At 74.8% G+C, this 15,514-nt stretch carries 16 protein-coding genes; 9 read left to right on the top strand and 7 right to left on the bottom strand.

Features of this window, described 5'->3' with window-relative positions; all coding sequences use genetic code 11:
* Window positions 1-5: 5 nt before the first annotated feature.
* Both K2224_RS40905 and K2224_RS29285 read right to left on the bottom strand, forming a co-directional pair.
* Window positions 6-128, bottom strand: a complete 123-nt coding sequence (locus K2224_RS40905) for a hypothetical protein (protein ID WP_260693552.1) — start codon at window positions 126-128, stop codon at window positions 6-8.
* Window positions 116-286 carry a hypothetical protein gene (locus K2224_RS29285; protein WP_221910209.1) on the bottom strand — a complete coding sequence of 57 codons (171 nt, stop codon included), beginning with the start codon at window positions 284-286 and terminating at the stop codon, window positions 116-118. The genes K2224_RS40905 and K2224_RS29285 overlap by 13 nt, the downstream gene beginning before the upstream one ends.
* Window positions 287-947: 661 nt before the next feature.
* Here K2224_RS29285 and K2224_RS29275 point away from each other — a divergent pair.
* Window positions 948-1,595 carry a TetR/AcrR family transcriptional regulator gene (locus tag K2224_RS29275; protein ID WP_221910207.1) on the top strand — a complete coding sequence of 216 codons (648 nt, stop codon included), beginning with the start codon at window positions 948-950 and terminating at the stop codon, window positions 1,593-1,595.
* A gap of 175 nt (window positions 1,596-1,770) precedes the next feature.
* On the opposite strand, the gene K2224_RS29270 is transcribed toward K2224_RS29275, so the two are convergent.
* Window positions 1,771-2,700, bottom strand: a complete 930-nt coding sequence (locus K2224_RS29270) for a DUF6214 family protein (protein WP_260693551.1) — start codon at window positions 2,698-2,700, stop codon at window positions 1,771-1,773.
* A gap of 138 nt (window positions 2,701-2,838) precedes the next feature.
* Here K2224_RS29270 and K2224_RS29265 point away from each other — a divergent pair, with 138 nt between their 5' ends.
* The gene (locus K2224_RS29265) at window positions 2,839-4,212 is read left to right on the top strand and encodes an FAD-dependent oxidoreductase (protein WP_260693550.1); all 1,374 of its coding nucleotides are present in this window, start codon (window positions 2,839-2,841) and stop codon (window positions 4,210-4,212) included.
* A gap of 45 nt (window positions 4,213-4,257) precedes the next feature.
* Here the strand turns inward: K2224_RS29265 and K2224_RS29260 are convergent, their stop codons facing one another.
* Window positions 4,258-4,629, bottom strand: coding sequence for a helix-turn-helix transcriptional regulator (locus K2224_RS29260; protein ID WP_221910206.1), 372 nt, complete (start codon window positions 4,627-4,629; stop codon window positions 4,258-4,260).
* A gap of 208 nt (window positions 4,630-4,837) precedes the next feature.
* On the opposite strand from K2224_RS29260, the gene K2224_RS29255 reads away from it, so the two are divergent.
* The 7 genes from K2224_RS29255 to K2224_RS29225 all read left to right on the top strand — a co-directional run bounded on the left by K2224_RS29255 (window position 4,838) and on the right by K2224_RS29225 (window position 11,673).
* A complete protein-coding gene (locus K2224_RS29255) occupies window positions 4,838-5,941 on the top strand; it encodes an NADH:flavin oxidoreductase/NADH oxidase (RefSeq protein WP_221910205.1) in 1,104 nt (367 codons plus the stop codon).
* A 91-nt stretch (window positions 5,942-6,032) separates the two neighbouring features.
* Window positions 6,033-7,115, top strand: a complete 1,083-nt coding sequence (locus tag K2224_RS29250) for a sialidase family protein (protein ID WP_221910204.1) — start codon at window positions 6,033-6,035, stop codon at window positions 7,113-7,115.
* 54 nt (window positions 7,116-7,169) lie between these two features.
* Window positions 7,170-7,847, top strand: coding sequence for a uracil-DNA glycosylase (locus K2224_RS29245; protein ID WP_221910203.1), 678 nt, complete (start codon window positions 7,170-7,172; stop codon window positions 7,845-7,847).
* 40 nt (window positions 7,848-7,887) lie between these two features.
* A complete protein-coding gene (locus K2224_RS29240; protein ID WP_221910202.1) occupies window positions 7,888-8,931 on the top strand; it encodes a phospholipid scramblase-related protein in 1,044 nt (347 codons plus the stop codon).
* Window positions 8,924-9,964, top strand: a complete 1,041-nt coding sequence (locus K2224_RS29235; protein WP_221910201.1) for an N-acetylglucosamine kinase — start codon at window positions 8,924-8,926, stop codon at window positions 9,962-9,964. Before K2224_RS29240 ends, K2224_RS29235 begins: the two co-directional genes overlap by 8 nt.
* A gap of 72 nt (window positions 9,965-10,036) precedes the next feature.
* The gene (locus tag K2224_RS29230; RefSeq protein WP_221910200.1) at window positions 10,037-10,975 is read left to right on the top strand and encodes a hypothetical protein; all 939 of its coding nucleotides are present in this window, start codon (window positions 10,037-10,039) and stop codon (window positions 10,973-10,975) included.
* Window positions 10,976-11,316: 341 nt separating this feature from the next.
* Window positions 11,317-11,673, top strand: coding sequence for a nuclear transport factor 2 family protein (locus tag K2224_RS29225; RefSeq protein WP_221910199.1), 357 nt, complete (start codon window positions 11,317-11,319; stop codon window positions 11,671-11,673).
* Between the two features lie 18 nt (window positions 11,674-11,691).
* Here K2224_RS29225 and K2224_RS29220 read toward each other — a convergent pair whose 3' ends face one another.
* The 3 genes from K2224_RS29220 to K2224_RS29210 all read right to left on the bottom strand — a co-directional run bounded on the left by K2224_RS29220 (window position 11,692) and on the right by K2224_RS29210 (window position 15,286).
* Window positions 11,692-12,783, bottom strand: coding sequence for a lactonase family protein (locus K2224_RS29220; protein WP_221910198.1), 1,092 nt, complete (start codon window positions 12,781-12,783; stop codon window positions 11,692-11,694).
* A 192-nt stretch (window positions 12,784-12,975) separates the two neighbouring features.
* Window positions 12,976-14,478: an FUSC family protein gene (locus K2224_RS29215; RefSeq protein WP_221912020.1), complete on the bottom strand. Its 1,503-nt coding sequence runs from the start codon at window positions 14,476-14,478 to the stop codon at window positions 12,976-12,978.
* A 280-nt stretch (window positions 14,479-14,758) separates the two neighbouring features.
* On the bottom strand, window positions 14,759-15,286 hold the full coding sequence (locus K2224_RS29210) for a GNAT family N-acetyltransferase (RefSeq protein ID WP_221910197.1): 528 nt from the start codon (window positions 15,284-15,286) through the stop codon (window positions 14,759-14,761).
* Window positions 15,287-15,514 lie beyond the last annotated feature (228 nt).

The raw sequence follows: 15,514 nt of genomic DNA, 5'->3' as shown, positions 1-15,514 counted from the left end.
ACCGGTCAGTGCAGCAGAGCCTCCGGCCGATCTGCCGGCGTCCCGAAGCCGAGGGTCTTCCGTGGTCGTGTGTTCAGCTTCAGCTTCAGCGCGATGTTGTCGAGGTCGTGCTGGGTCAGGTCTCCCATGGCCGTTTTCTTGGGAGGTGCTGACGCGGCAGGCGGTCGGTGTTCTCGTTCGTGCCGCGCTGCCACGGGCTGCTCGGGTCGGCGAAGTACCCGTCCAGGCCGGTGGCCGCGGTGACGTCCTTGTGCCCGGCCGGCTCCATCCCGCGGTCCCGGGTCAAGGTTCCTGAGCTGGGCGGGCAGCTTGAGCATCTTGGCCGACAGCCCGGCGGTGACGGTGGCCACGCCCCGCCCGTCGAGCTGAACGAGCACGCTGAAGCGGGTGGAACGTTCGACGACCGTGGCGATCTGGGTCAGGCCACGGCCCAGTAGCAGGTCGCCCTCCCGGTGGCCAGGAACCGCGCGGTCGTCGGCTTCGGTGGGGCGCTCGCCGATGGACACTGCGTCCTTGATCTGTGAACACCGCTGTCCGGTAACGGTGTTGTGGATGTCGCCGTTTCGGCCGGCCCGAGCGGAGGTGCTTCTGCAGGGCCTTGGCCAGCACTCCGCGGGTCCGGATGAACAGGGACTGGTAGACCGTCTCGTGGCTGATCCGCATCCCCGACCCGGCGGTGTGCGTCCTGGCCAGGAGGCCGGATATCTGCTCGGGCGACCAGTCCTCCGTGAGCTTCCCGACCACGCAGTCCCGCAGGGGCTGGTTGGTGGCCGACAGGCACGGTCTGGGGCGCCGGGCCCGGTCCCAGGTGGCACGAGCCTGATTCGGGCGATCCCCCGCATCGCCCGAATCAGGCAGCCTGGCCGGATTCACCGCCCTCACGAGCGGGTCCCCGGAACCTGCACTGAGTATATTGGCTCTCAGCCAGTCAACGCAGGAGTTACAGCATGTCCCCCCGCAGCGCATCGGTCAACGAAGAATTGCGGCGGCGCTCCCGCGAGCGGCTCTTGCAGGCGACGGTCGAGCTGGTGAGCGAACGCGGATACGACGCCACGACGCTCGGCGACATCGCCCGGCGCGCGGGGGCGGCCCGTGGGCTGATCTCGTACTACTTCCCCGGCAAGCACCAGCTTCTCCAGTCGGCGGTGCACCGGCTGATGCACCGTACGCTCCAGGCCGCCCTGGAGCGCGAGCCCCGGCCGACCGGTCCGGACGCCGGACGGGCGCTGCTGGCCCGCGCGATCGACGCGATCCTGGGGCTGGCCCACGACGAACCGCTGCTGATGCGCACCCACATGGCCGGAATCCTGACGTCCCCGGGATTCATCCAGTGCCCGGAGCAGCAGCGGCTGGCCCAGTTGCTGCGCGAGACGGTGACGGCCTACGGGTCGGCCGACCCCGACACGGACTATCCGATGCTCCGCGCGCTGCTGATGGGCTCGGTGGTGCCGATGCTGCTCCCGGGCGCCCAGATGCCGCGGGTCCGGCTGCGCGCCGAACTCTTCCAACGGTACGGGCTGGCCTGGGAGATGGGCGCCCCGCCGGGCGAACGGCCCCCCGAGGGCGCGACGACGCGCGGAGGCCCCGACGCGTGACGGGGACGGCGCCCTTGGGACCGTAGCGGACCCGCGGGCGCCGCGCATCGCGTGACCACCGCGGACCGCGGGAGCACCACGGGCACCGTGCGCAGTTCGTTCGTGGCGGCTGCCGGTGGCATGAACTCCCCTGTGGCCGACGCGAGTTCGTGGGCGGTTGTGCGCATTGCGGTGTCTACCGCTTGTTATGACGTGGCGTCAGCAGGCCGGCGTCGCGGGCGCCGGCGATCAGGCGCAGGGCGCGTCGGCGGTTGCGGCCGGTGGCGTTCATGACGGCCTGGATCGGGTCGCGGCCCTCTTGCTGGGCGGCCCGGTAGGCCGCCGCGGCGATCTTGCGGCGTTCGCCGGCCCGGGAGCGGACGAGGACGGCCGAGCGCGGCTCGTCGGGCGGCCGGGCGGCGACCCCCGCCCCGTCGCCCGAGGCGGCGCCCGCCGCGGGGGGCGGGCCGGTGTCCGGTTCCGGGTCGTCGTCCCCGGCGGGTGCGGCGGTTCGCGCCGGGTCGGGAGCCGCCTCGGTCGCGGTGGTGGGCGCCGGGCCGGGGGCCTCGTCCGGTGCGGCGCCGGGCGCCGGTGCGGGTGTCCCGTCGTCGGATGCCGTGCTTGCCGGGGCGGTGGCGGCCGTCGGAGCGGCGTCCGCGCCGCAGAGGGCGCCCTCGCCGTGCACGACGTCGTCCGCCGGGGCGTCGGTGCCCGCGCGGGTCCGCCGGGGCCGGACCGCGCCCTCGCGCCTTTCCGGTGCGGCGGGGGCCGGGCGGGGCGCCGGATCGGGGGCCGCCACGGCGCCGGCCGCGGACTTCGGGGGGCGCCCGGTGGCGGCCCGGCAGGCGTCGTCGAGCGGGCCCTCGATCCAGTGGGCGAGGGAGGCCAGGTCGTCGAGTGTCAGGGGCGGGTCGGCGCGGACGTCCTCGACGGTGAGGCGGTCGCCGTTCACCGTGACCAGGACGTCGATCCGGGCGCCGTGGGGGAAGGACAGCCGGGCACTGAACCAGGGGCCCAGTTCGGGCGCGGCCGAGCCATGCGCCTGAAGCTCCCAGTCGGGCCACGCCAGAGCCCCACCTTGCGCTTTATATCGGGGGTTATCGGTATAAAACTCACTTTCCGACACAAACAAAACCTAGCCTCCAGCTCACCCGGCCAAGGGGCGCGGCACGCTCATCGGACCGGGAGCAACCCCGATAGCGCAGCTCTCCCGCCGCACGGCCACCGGTGCGATCCTGGGGTTACTCCGCGGAAGGGGCCACCCGTGCTTCGTGTCGCTGTGATCGGTTCCGGACCGAGCGGTGTCTACACCGCTCAGACCCTGGTCGGACAGGATTCCGTCCCGGACATCGAGGTCCACGTCCTGGACCGGCTGCCATGCCCCTACGGGCTGGTGCGGTACGGCGTGGCACCGGACCACGAGAAGATCAAGTCGCTGCAGAACAACCTGCGGACGGTGCTGGAGCACCCCCGGGTGCACTTCCTGGGGAACGTCGAGGTGGGCGATGCGGGCGTGGGCCTGGCGGAGTTGCGGAAGATGTTCCACGCGGTGGTGTTCTGCGTGGGCGCCGCCACCGACCGACGGCTGGACATCCCCGGCGAGGAGCTGCCCGGCAGCCATCCGGCCACCGACTTCGTCGCCTGGTACAGCGCGCACCCGGACGCGGCGGCCGACGGCTTCGCGCTGACGGCGCGTTCGGCGGTGGTGGTCGGGGTGGGCAACGTCGCGGTGGACGTGGCCAGGATGCTGTCCCGGGGAGCCGCCGAGCTGGCCGCGACCGACATGCCGCAGGGGGCGCTGGGGGCGCTGGCCGACAGCCGGGTCGAGGACGTGTGGATGGTGGGGCGGCGGGGCCCCTCGCACGCCAAGTTCACCACCAAGGAGCTGCGGGAGCTGGGCGCGCTGCCCGGTACGCGGGTGCTGGTCCGGCCGGAGGAACTGGCCCTGGACCCGGCCTACCGCGACCCGAGCGCGCTGCCCGCCCCGGTGCGGCGGAACATCGAGGTGCTGCACGACTGGGCCGAGCGGCCGGTGGCCATGGCGTCGGGGCTGGGTCGGCCGCGCCGGATCCATCTGCGGTTCTTCCTGCGGCCGGTGGAGATCCTCGGCGATCCGGCGGACGGGGTGCGGGCGGTGCGGTTCGAGCGGACCGTACCCGACGGGCGCGGCGGGGTCGCGGGGACGGGTGAACACGAGGAGATCGAGGGGCAGTTGGTGCTGCGGTCGGTGGGCTATCGGGGGCTTCCGCAGCCGGGGCTGCCGTTCGACGAGGCGACCGGGACGGTGCCGCACGCGGACGGGCGGGTCCTGCGGGACGGGAAGCCGGACCCGGGCGTCTATGTGGCGGGGTGGATCAAGCGTGGCCCCACCGGCGTGATCGGCACCAACCGGCCGTGCGCCAAGGAGACCGCGACGTCCCTGCTGGCGGACGCGGCGGAGTTGGCCCAGCGGCCGGTGGCGGTGGATCCGGTGGCGGCGCTGGAGCGGGCCGGGGCGCGGCCGGTGCCCTGGCGGGGCTGGCTGGCCATCGAGGCGGCCGAGGCGGAACGGGGCCGCAGCCTGGGCCGCGGCACGGTCAAGCTGGCCGACTGGGAGGGGCTGCTGCACGCGGCGCGGTCGGCGATGGTGGGTCGCTGAGCGACGGCGTCCGCCGGGCCCGTGCCGTCGCCGGTGCGGGCCCGTTCACCGTTCGCCGAGGCGACGCTCCTGGAGATCGGCCGCGCGGAGGACGCCGTCGATCAGACCGGGGAACAGCCCGTCGAGGTCGGCCCGGCGCAGGCCGTTCATCTTGGCGGTGCCGCGGTAGAACTGCTGGATCACGCCGTGCTCGCGGAGCACCCGGAAGTGGTGCGTACAGGTCGACTTGCTGACCGGGAGTTCGATGTCCGCGCAGTTCAGCTCGCCGTCGGCGGCGGCCAGGGCACAGACGATCCGCAGCCGCATCGGGTCGGCGAGTGCGTGCAGCACCTGGGCGAGCCGGATGTCCTCGCGGTCGGGGTGCGGTAGCGACCGGGCACCCGAGGCGGCCCCGGCGACTGGGGTTTCGGTCGTCATGACTGCTCCTGACCTGCGGATCTGTTGACCGGCGACGGGCCGGCGGCGCACTCGCGCGCGGTATTCCCGGCGGTTCCTGCGCCCCCCGAGGCACCCATTGTACGAGAACCATCGTAGTTTGACATCTGCCGTACTACGATGCCTATCGTAGAAGGGCGGGGTCGTCGCGGTCCCGCCCTTCGTCCCCGTCCAGGTACAGGAGCCTGCCGTGAGCGCACTCTTCGAGCCCCTCCGCCTTCGGTCGCTGACCGTTCCCAACCGCCTGTGGATGGCGCCGATGTGCCAGTACAGCGCCGCCCCCGAGGGGCCGACCGAGGGCACCCCCGGGGACTGGCACTTCCAGCATCTGGCGGCGCGGGCCGCGGGCGGCACCGGCCTGATCCTCACCGAGGCGACCGCGGTCGCCCCCGAGGGCCGGATCACCCCCTACGACCTGGGGCTGTGGAACGACACCCAGACCGCGGCGTTCCGCCGGATCACCGACGCGATCAAGGCCCAGAACAGCGTCCCCGGCATCCAGATCGCACACGCCGGCCGCAAGGCGTCCTCCGAGCGGACCTGGGTGGACCGCGGCCGCGCGCTGCGCCCCGAGGAGCCGTTCGGCTGGCGGCCGGTCGGCCCGAGCCCGCTGCCCTTCGACGATGCCTCCACCACCCCGGAGGAGCTGTCGACGGCTCGGATCGCCGAGGTGGTCGGGCAGTTCGCCGAGACCGCGCGCCGGGCCCTGGACGCCGGCTTCCAGGTGGCCGAGATCCACGGCGCGCACGGCTACCTGATCAACCAGTTCCTCTCCCCGTACAGCAACCGGCGCACCGACGCCTACGGCGGCTCGTACGAGAACCGGACCCGTCTGCCCCTGGAGATCGTCGACGCGGTGCGCGCGGTGTGGCCCGAGGACCTGCCGGTGTTCTTCCGGATCTCGGCGACCGACTGGCTCAGCGAGGACGACGGCGACGATCGCGAGGGCTGGACCGCCGACGACACCGTTCGGTTCGCCCGCGACCTCGCGGAGCACGGCGTCGACCTGCTGGACACCTCCACCGGCGGCAACGCCCCGAACGCGCGGATCGCGGTGGGGCCGGGCTACCAGGTGCCGTTCGCCGAGCGCGTCAAGAAGGAGGCCGGCCTCGCGGTGGGCGCCGTCGGGCTGATCACCGAGGCCCGGCAGGCCGAGAAGATCGTCGCGGGCGGCCAGGCCGACGCGGTGCTGCTCGGCCGCGAGCTGCTGCGCTCGCCGAGCTTCGCCCAGCACGCCGCGCGCGAACTCGGCGCCGCCGTGCACATCCCGCAGCAGTATCACCGGGCCGTCTGACCTGCGCCGACACAGACCGGGACGCCGTTGTCAGTGGTGCGGTGCACACTGGCAACCAGCTGAGACAACGGCGTCCCGGAGGTGTTCCGGCATGACAGACGTACTCCTCGCGGTGGGCACCCGCAAAGGGCTGTTCATCGGCCGTCGGCAGCGCGGTGCCTGGCGGCTGAGCGGACCGCACTTCCCCGCCCAGGCGGTCTACTCCCTCGCGATCGACACCCGCGGCGCGCGGCCCAGACTCCTGGCCGGCGCCGACAGCGCGCACTGGGGCCCGTCGGTCTTCCACTCCGACGACCTGGGCGAGACCTGGCAGGAGCCGGCCCGCCCGGCCGTGAAGTACCCCAAGGACACCGGGACTTCGCTGGAGCGGGTGTGGCAGCTGCACCCGGCGGGCCCGGCGGCGCCCGAGGTGGTCTATGCCGGCACCGAGCCCGGCGGGCTGTTCCGCTCCGAGGACCGCGGCGAGACCTTCGAGCTGGTCCGGGCGCTCTGGGAGCACCCCAGCCGCGAGCGGTGGGTGCCGGGCGGCGGCGGCCTCGCCGTCCACACCGTCGTCACCGATCCCCGGGACGCCGCCTCGGTGACGGTCGCGGTCTCCGCCGCCGGGGTGTTCCGCACCCGCGACGGCGGCGCCAGCTGGGCGCCGTCCAACTCCGGTGTCAAGGCGGTCTTCCTGCCCGACCAGCACCCCGAGTTCGGCCAGTGCGTCCACAAGATCGCGCCGGACCCGGTCGACCACGCCCGGCTCTACCTCCAGAACCACTGGGGCGTCTACCGCAGCGACGACGCCGGGGCGACCTGGACGGACGTCGGCGGCGGTCTGCCCTCCGACTTCGGCTTCGCGGTGGCCGCGCACCCCCGAAGAGGCGACGTCGCCTACCTCTTCCCGATCACCGCCGACATCGACCGGGTGCCGGCCGGGCACCGCTGCCGGGTCTTCCGCACCTCCGACGCCGGCGCGAGCTGGGAGCCGCTGAGCGCCGGGCTCCCCGAGGAGGACCACTACGGCACGGTGCTGCGGGACGCCCTCTCCGTCGACGACGCCGACCCCGCGGGGGTGTATTTCGGCAACCGCTGCGGCGAGCTCTACGCCAGCGCCGACGACGGCGACAGCTGGCGGCAGCTCGCCTCCCATCTGCCGGACGTGCTGTGCGTGCGGGCGGCGGTGGCCTGAGCGGGGGTGACCGGGATTTGAGGAGGAGGGTGCATCGGCCAGTAGGGTGATCCCGTGGCTGCACGACCTCTCCAAGACATCGTCGAACCAGGCTGGGCCAAGGCACTTGAGCCGGTCGCCGGGCAGATCGCCGCGATGGGCGACTTCCTGCGGGCGGAGATCGCCGCGGGCCGGACGTACCTCCCGGCCGGCAGCAATGTGCTGCGGGCCTTCCAGCAACCCTTCGATGAGGTACGGGTGCTCATCGTCGGACAGGACCCCTACCCCACCCCGGGGCACGCGGTCGGGCTGAGCTTCTCCGTGGCGCCGGACGTCCGGCCGCTGCCCGGAAGCCTGGAGAACATCTTCCGCGAGCTGCACTCCGACCTCGGGCTGCCCCGGCCTTCCAACGGCGACCTCACCCCGTGGACCCAGCAGGGCGTCCTGCTGCTGAACAGAGCGCTGACCACCGCGCCGCGCAAGCCCGCGGCGCATCGCGGCAAGGGCTGGGAGCAGGTCACCGAACAGGCCATCCGGGCGCTGGTGGCGCGCGGCGGCCCGCTGGTGGCGGTGCTGTGGGGGCGCGACGCGCGCAATCTGCGGCCGCTGCTGGGCGGGATGCCGGCCGTGGAGTCCGCGCACCCCTCCCCCATGTCCGCGGACCGCGGCTTCTTCGGCTCGCGGCCGTTCAGCCGGGTCAACGATCTCCTCGTGCGGCAGGGAGCCCAGCCGGTGGACTGGCGGCTGCCCTGACCCCGGCCGAGCTCCGCGGCCTGGCGATAGTCTTCCGCATATGACGAATGCGAACATCCCTGCGGGCTGGTACGCCGATCCACAGGGCACCCCCCATCAACTCCGCTGGTGGGACGGTTCCCAGTGGACGGGGCACACCCACCCCGGTCAGCAGGCACAGCCGCAGGGGCAGGCCGCTCCGTCGGGCGCCCCGCACGCCGCGCAGGCCGCGCCGCAGCAGGTGCCCCCGCAGACACCTCAGCCTCAGGTATCGCAGCCGCAGGCGCAGCCGTTCGCGCAGCAGCCGGCCCAGGCCCCGTACGGGCAGCAGCCCGGCGGCGCCCCCTACGGCCAACAGGGCGGCCACCCCCAGCAGATGCCGGGACAGCAGCCGGGCCAGCCGGGCCCGTACTCCGCCGAGGCGCACCACCAGGCACAGCAGCAGGCCGGCGTCCAGCGCCAGGTGCAGCAGCAGGCCGGGGTGGGCCCCACCGGGCCGGGCGGCGGCACGCTCTTCACCGAGCCCGTGCTGGTGGTCAACCAGAAGGCCAAGCTCATCGAGGTGACCAACGAGTACGCGGTCTACGACCAGCACGGCAACACCCTCGGTTCGGTCGTCGAGATCGGCCAGAGCACCGCCAGGAAGGTGTTCCGGGTGGTCTCCAGCCTCGACCAGTACATGACCCACAAGCTGGAGATCCGGGACGCCTACGGGCAGCCGCAGTTGGTGCTGACCCGGCCCGCGAAGCTCATCAAGTCCAAGGTGCTGGTGGCGCGTCCGGACGGCCGGCCGGTCGGCGAGATCGTCCAGCAGAACGCCGTCGGGAAGATCAATTTCGCGATGACGGTCGACGGCCGGCAGGTCGGCGCCATCAGGGCGGAGAACTGGCGCGCCTGGAACTTCGCGATCGTCGACCACACCGAGACCGAGGTCGCCCGGATCACCAAGACCTGGGAGGGCCTGGCCAAGACGATGTTCACCACCGCGGACAACTACGTCCTGCAGATCCACCGGCAGCTGCCCGACCCGCTGTCGAGCCTGGTCGTGGCCACCGCGCTGACCGTCGACACCGCCCTCAAGCAGGACTCCCGCGGCCTTGGCTGAGTCCGCGGGGGTGCGCGCCGGGGACCACGTCCTGGGGGTGGACTCGGGCGGGTCCGGGCTGCGGATCGCGGTGGCCCGGGTGGGTGCCGGCGGCGAACCGCCCCGGCCGGCGGCCACGTTCACCTCGCGCGAGCCGGTCCGCACCGGCCCGGCCGGCATCGACGCGGACCATCTGCTCGCCCAACTCCTCCCCGCCGGCGCCGAGTTGGCGCAGCAGGTGGGCGCGGACCGGTTCGCCGCAGCGTGCGTCGGCGCCGCCGGCATGGGCACCCTCGGCGCCGCGCTGCGCGCCCGGCTGCCCGAGGCGCTGGCCACCGCCTTCGGGGTCCACCGCCTGGCACTCGCCGCCGACGCGGTGACCGCCTACGCCGGGACGCTCGGCCAGCGCCCCGGTGCCGTGGTCGCCGCCGGCACCGGCCTGGTCGCCCTGGGCACCGACCTGACGCCGACCGGCGGCTGGCGCCGGGCCGACGGCTGGGGTCATCTGCTGGGCGACTGCGGCAGTGGCGCCTGGATCGGGCGGGCCGGGCTGGAGGCGGCACTGCGCGCCCACGACGGCCGCCCCGGCGGCTCCGCGCCGCTGCTGGCCCGGGCGGAGGCGGTGTTCGGCCCGGTCGGCGGGCTGCCCGCCGCGCTCTATCCGCGGCCCGACCGGCCCGCCGTGCTGGCCTCGTTCGCCCCCGAGGTGGCGCGCTGCGCCGACGGGGACGCGGTCGCCGCCGGGATCCTGGGGGACGCGGCGCGCCACATCGCCGACTCCGCCGCCGCGGTATGCCCGCCCGGTCCCGGCGCCGCGGTCGCGCTCACCGGCGGTCTGCTCGCACTGGGCGACCCCCTGCTGTCCCCGCTCCGCGCCGCGCTCGCCGAACGGCTGCCCGGCGCGCGTCCGATCGAGGCGTCCGGGAGCCCGCTCGACGGTGCGCTGGCGCTCGCGGCGGCACTGGCCGCGGACCGCCTGGCACTGCCCGTCGACGGCAAGTTGTTGCAGATCACAGGGCACGTGGCGGCCCCGCCACCACGACGCGCGGGATAAAACGGGACGGATACCTCGTGGCGGAACCCTCCCTCGGCGGTCGGGCGCGACGAGGCGTTAGCATGCGGCGCCATGAGTTCCCCCACTGGGCCCGCACCTGGCTCGCCCCGCATTGACGCCGCAGCCCCCGGCCTGCCCGTTCGTACGCCGCGCACGCGGCCCTCCGGTCGCCACCGCAAGCCGGAGCCGCTCGCCGCACCCGAGGGCGCACCCGCCCTGGTCCTGGCCGTGCCCGGCACTCCGACCGCCGGCTCGCGCAGCCTGGCGGAGGAGGTCTCCAGCATCGCCCGCTCCGAACTGCCCGGCCTCGACGCGCGGATCGGCTACGTCGACGGCGGCAACGAGGAGTTCCCGTCCCTGGAGGCGGTGCTGGCCGCGGCCGCCGCCGAGCAGAACGCCCGGGTGGCCGAGACCGGCCAGTCGGACCCCGGCCCGGCCGCGGTCGTCGTCCCGCTGCTGGCCGGCCCGGACAGCGCACTGCTGCGCCGGATACGCCAGGCCGTCCTGAACAGCGCCTCCGGGGCCGAACTGACCGACGTCCTGGGCCCGCACCCGCTGCTGGCCGAGGCGCTGCACGTCCGGCTGTCCGAGGCCGGACTGGCCCGCGCCGACCGGGCCCGGCTGTTCACCGTCGCCACCGCGGCGGACGGCATCATCCTCGCCACCGTCGGCGGCGAGGAGGCGGTGCAGGCCGCCGGGATCACCGGCATGCTGCTCTCCGCCCGGCTGGCCGTGCCGGTGCTGGCGGCCGGTCTGGACGAGGAGGGCGCCATCGCCCGCACCGCGGAGCAGCTGCGCTCGTCCGGCTCACAGCAGCTGGCGCTGGCCCCGTACCTGATCGGCCCGGAACTCGCCGACGGCCTGCTGGGGGCGGCCGCGGAGGAGGCGGGCTGCGCCTCGGCAGAGGCGCTGGGCGCGTACGGCGCGGTGGGCCGGCTGGTGCTGTCGAACTACGCGGCGGCGGTGGGGATCACCCTGCCGGGCCAGAGGTCGGGGGCGCCCGTCCGGTAGGCCCGCGCGGCGCCGGTGGCACGACCGGAGCCGCACCCCGTTCACCGAGGGCCGTCCCGCGCCGAGCGCGGGGCGGCCCTCCGCGCTGCCTGGCCTCTGCCCTGCCCCGGCCACAACCCCGCTGAGCGGCGTGAACGCCCGTCAGACGGCCCGTGAAGGCGGGGCGGACTCCCAGGGACCGGGCAGGGCCGGAAAGCCCTGAGCGGGGCGCTCCGCGGCCGCGACGCGCCCCCTTGAGCACCGGCCCGCGCCGGGCCGTCCACGAGGCCCCGGTGCCGGGCGCGGCCGACTCGTCTACCGTCATGGCACCGCCCTTCCGCCCCTCCCCGTAGGAGGCCACCGTGCCGGACACCACCGCCGCCCCCGAGGACGTCGTCCGGGCCTGCTTCGACGCGTACCTGGCCCAGGACCGGCCGGCCATGGAGCGGCTGCTCGCCGAGGAGTTCGTCTTCACCAGTCCGCAGGACGACCACATCGGCCGGGAGACGTTCCTGGAGGTCTGCTTCCCGACCGCGGACCGCCTCCGCTCCCAGGAGCTCCTCGACGCCGTGCCGTTCGGCGGCGGCCGGGTCTTCGTCCGCTACGCGTACGAACTCAGGACCGGCGAACGCCACCGCAACGTCGAGGTGATGACGGTGCGGGACGGGAAGCTCACCGAGACCGAGGTGTACTTCGGCGGGCGCTTCCCCCAGGGATGACCGCCGCCGGGCGGTCCGTCAGGCGAAGACCACGCACGAGGCGGCCGGCGCCGGGACCGAGCCGCCGCGGGCCGGGACGCCGGTCTCCGGGTCGAGGGTGAACCACGTGATGTCGCCGGAGCGTTCGTTGGCGGCGTAGAGGTGCCGCCCGTCGGGGTGCAGTGCGAGGTCGCGGGGCCAGTGGCCGCCGCACGGCACGGTCGTGACGAGCGCCGCGGTCCCGGCCGCGGCGTCCAGGGAGAGCACCGCGATGCTGTCGTGGCCGCGGTTGGCGGCCCAGGCGAACCGGCCGTCGTGGGAGAGGACCAGAGCGGAGGGGAACGTCGGTCCGGTGCCCTCCGCTCCGTCGGGGAGCAGCGGGGTCTCCCCCAGTGGCGTCAGCGTGCCGCGGTCGGCGTCCCACCGGCAGAGGGTGAGGGTCGGGGCGAGTTCGTTGACGACGCAGACGAGGTCGCCGCGCGGGTGGAAGGCGAGGTGCCGGGGCCCGCCGCCGGGGCGCAGCCGCGTCTCGTGCCGCACGGTCAGCGTGCCGGTCGCCGGGTCGAGGGCGCAGACCCGGACCGCGTCGGTGCCGAGATCGACGCTGAGCAGCCACCGGCCGGCGGGGTCGGGCCGGACGCAGTGGGCGTGCGGGCCCTCCTGGCGGTCGGTCCGGGGGCCGCTGCCGTGGTGGGCGAGGACGCGTACGGGTCCGCCGAGGGTGCCGCCGTCCCGTACGGGGAGCGTACTGACGTCGCCCGAGCTGTAGTTGGCGGTGACGAGGTGGCCGGCGGTCAGGGTGAGGTGGGTGGGGTCGGCGCCGCCGACGGGGACCGGCGGCGCGAGCAGGGCGGGGCCTTCGGGGGTGAGGCGGAAGGCGGCGGCCGCGCCGTCGGGGGTCTCGCTGACGGCGTAGAGGAGGCGGCGGCCGGGGTCCGGCACCAGGTAGGAGGGGTTGGGGACGGCGCCCGTGGAGTGCAGCGGGGTGAGCGCACCGGAATCCGGGTCGACGGCCGCGGTGGTGATGCCGAGGCCACCGGCGGTGGTGAAGGAGCCGAGGTAGGCCCGCGGGCCGTCCCCGTGCGCCGGTCCGTCGGTGGTCCGCTCGGCCGCTGGTCCCGTCGTCGCCACTGGTCGCCGCCCCTCGTCCGCCTGTGTGTCGGACCCGTCCGGCCGGGCGCCGGAACGGGCGCGGCAGGTGCCGTCCGGACGGTGTCCCGCTGTGCGGGCGACGCTAACAGGGCGGATGGGGGCGGCGCCGGCGATGGCCGGGAGTGGACGGTGGGTGGGCCGGCCCGCCCCGGCCCACGCGCCCGGCCGCCGTCAGGACGCGGCGAACGGTGCCCGGGGCGAGCTGCGCACCGGGTGCGCCAGTGCGGTCAGCGCGGACTCCAGGCCGTGCAGATGGGCCAGGGCGCGTTCGGCACCGGGGTGGTGGGCCGGGGCCGCGGCCGGACCGTCGAGCGCGGCGCCGGCCTCCGGGCCGGGCGCGAACAGCGTGCCCACCACGGCCGTCACCCGCTGGCAGGCCGCGGTCAGCCGGGCGTCGTGCGAGGCCGCCGGGTCGGCGGCCACCTCGGCCAGGCCCCGCACCTGCGCGGCGCACTCGTCCAGGCAGGCCACGACCTGACGGGCGCGGGCCTTGCGGTGCCGCAACGGGTTGAGCGGGTGCAGCAGCGGCACCAGGGACAGCCGCACGCGGGCCAGCAGGAGTTCCAGCTCGGCGACGTGCCGGGCGGGGTCGGCCGCGTCGTCCCCGGCGAGCCGGCGGGCGGCGACCGCGGTGCAGTCCCGTACGCAGTGCACCGCGCGCTGGATCCAGGCGTCGGTCGCGGCGTGCGTGGTGACCGGCAGCACCAGTGCCACCGCCAGCGCGGCGCCCAGCGCGCCGACCGCGGTCTGCTCCAGCCGCAGCGCCAGCAGCCCGGGATGCAGGACGCCGAGCAGGCCGTAGAGCAGGCCGGCCATGACGGTGACGAAGAACATCATCCAGCTGTACGACGGCCCCGCGGTGTAGAAGACACCGAAGACGCAGACGGCGACCAGCGCCGCCGTGGGGGCCGGGGCGCCGTGCAGCGGGACGGCGACCAGCAGACCGATCGCGATGCCGGTGACGGTGCCCAGAACCCGCCGGAAGCCGCGGACCAGGGTCTCGCCGCGGGAGGCGGTGTTGACGAAGATCCACCAGGCCGAGACCACCGCCCAGTACCAGCGGTCCTGGGACAGCGCCTGGCCGACGGCGAGTGCGAAGCCGCAGGCGGCGGTCGCCTGGACCGCCTGCCGGGTGGTGATCCGGGCCAGGCCGCGGCCGGCGGGCGGGGGCACCGCGGCGGGCGGCGGCATCCGGCGCTCGTAGCACCACAGGCCGAAGCGGACCGCCGACGAGGCGAGCAGCCCGAGCGCGAGCGCGGCGCACAGCTCCGGCAGCCGGGCCGGGGTCGCGTGCAGGAACTGCACCATGAAGAACATCATGAACGCGAAGATCCCCAGAGCGTGGCCGCGCGGGCCCCAGCGGCGCGCGTAGACGCCGGCGCCGACGACGCCGAGGAACGCCGCGTCGCGCAGCAGGGGGTGGCCGTGGAGCGCGGTCGCCGCGACGAGGACGGGAAGGCCGGCGACCGGCAGCAGTGCCGTGGTCAGGGCCTGGCCGCGCACCGTGGGGTCGCCGACGGTGAAGAGCGCGAGCAGGGCGGCGAGCCCGCCGGCGATGGCCGCGGGCAGCGACTGGGCGGCGAGTCCCGCCGCCGTCACCGCGGCCCCGACGCCCAGGACGGCCCGGGCGCCGCTGCGCAGCCGCAGCCGTCCGGGATCCGGGGCCACGAACATCCTCTTCAGCACGGCCTCCCCTTCGTGTGCATCCCTCGTCCGCGCCGGTCGGTGCACCGGCGCGGGAAACAGCCCATGAAAAAGGCGCCGCGGGATCCGCAGCGCCATCGACGGGATCATCTCACCATCAAGCGGCCAGCTGGCTCAAGAGATGACGAAAATGCTGGGCCATTGGTCCAGTACGAAAGGGATTCGATGCGCCAACAGCGGGCCAACGGTCCAGCCGAGGCGGCCCCGGACCGCGGGCCCGGGCGGCGCCGGGCGCACGGGCAGCGCCTCCTCACATGGGCAGGGAGCGCAGCCGCACGGGGCCGGACGGCCACCCGGCCCCGTCGCGCAGCGGCGTCCACATCGTCCGCAGCGGCATCACCACCGGCCCGGACGGCTGCTCGACCCGCACCTCCGCGCGGACCTCCCGCCAGCCGAGCCGTGCGTAGAGGGCGACCAGCGGCGGGCGGCAGAAGAGAAGACCGTGGTCCGGGCCCATGGTGCGGGCGTGGTCCAGCGCGGCCGCCACCACCCGCCGCGCAAGCCCGTGGCCGCGCAGGTCCGACGCCACCGCGACCCCGCCGACGCCGATGACCGAGGTCGTGGTCCCGTCGATCTCGATCGGCAGCCGCCGCAGGCCGGCGTGGGCCACCAGACGCCCGTCGAGCCGGATGCCGAAGTGCTCTTCCTTGGGCAGCCAGATCAGGCCCGCGTCGTCGACGCCGAAGGGGTCGGGACCGTCGCCGAGGATCTCGGTCAGCTGGCCGGGGGTGAAGTCGTCGAGGCGTGCGGCGGTCGCCAGTACGGGAGGCTTCGTCATGCCGGCATCATGATCCACCACTCGGTCCGCGACCAGCCCGGCCCCACGGATCCGGGCACGGCTCCGACGCAGTCCCGAGGCAGATCCGAGGCAGCCCCGGGTACCGGCCCGCACAGGCCCGCTGCATGACCGGCCCGACTCCGACCTGACTCCCACATGGCGACCGCACGGCTCTTGACGGTCAACGCCCGTGCACTTACCGTCACTTCCGCTCCTGGCGCCTTGAGA

It is taken from the genome of Streptomyces sp. BHT-5-2 (genome assembly GCF_019774615.1).
Taxonomy (GTDB): Bacteria; Actinomycetota; Actinomycetes; order Streptomycetales; family Streptomycetaceae; genus Streptomyces.
The sequence above is the reverse complement of the archived record's forward strand: the minus strand, read 5'-3'. Positions and strand labels throughout refer to the sequence as shown.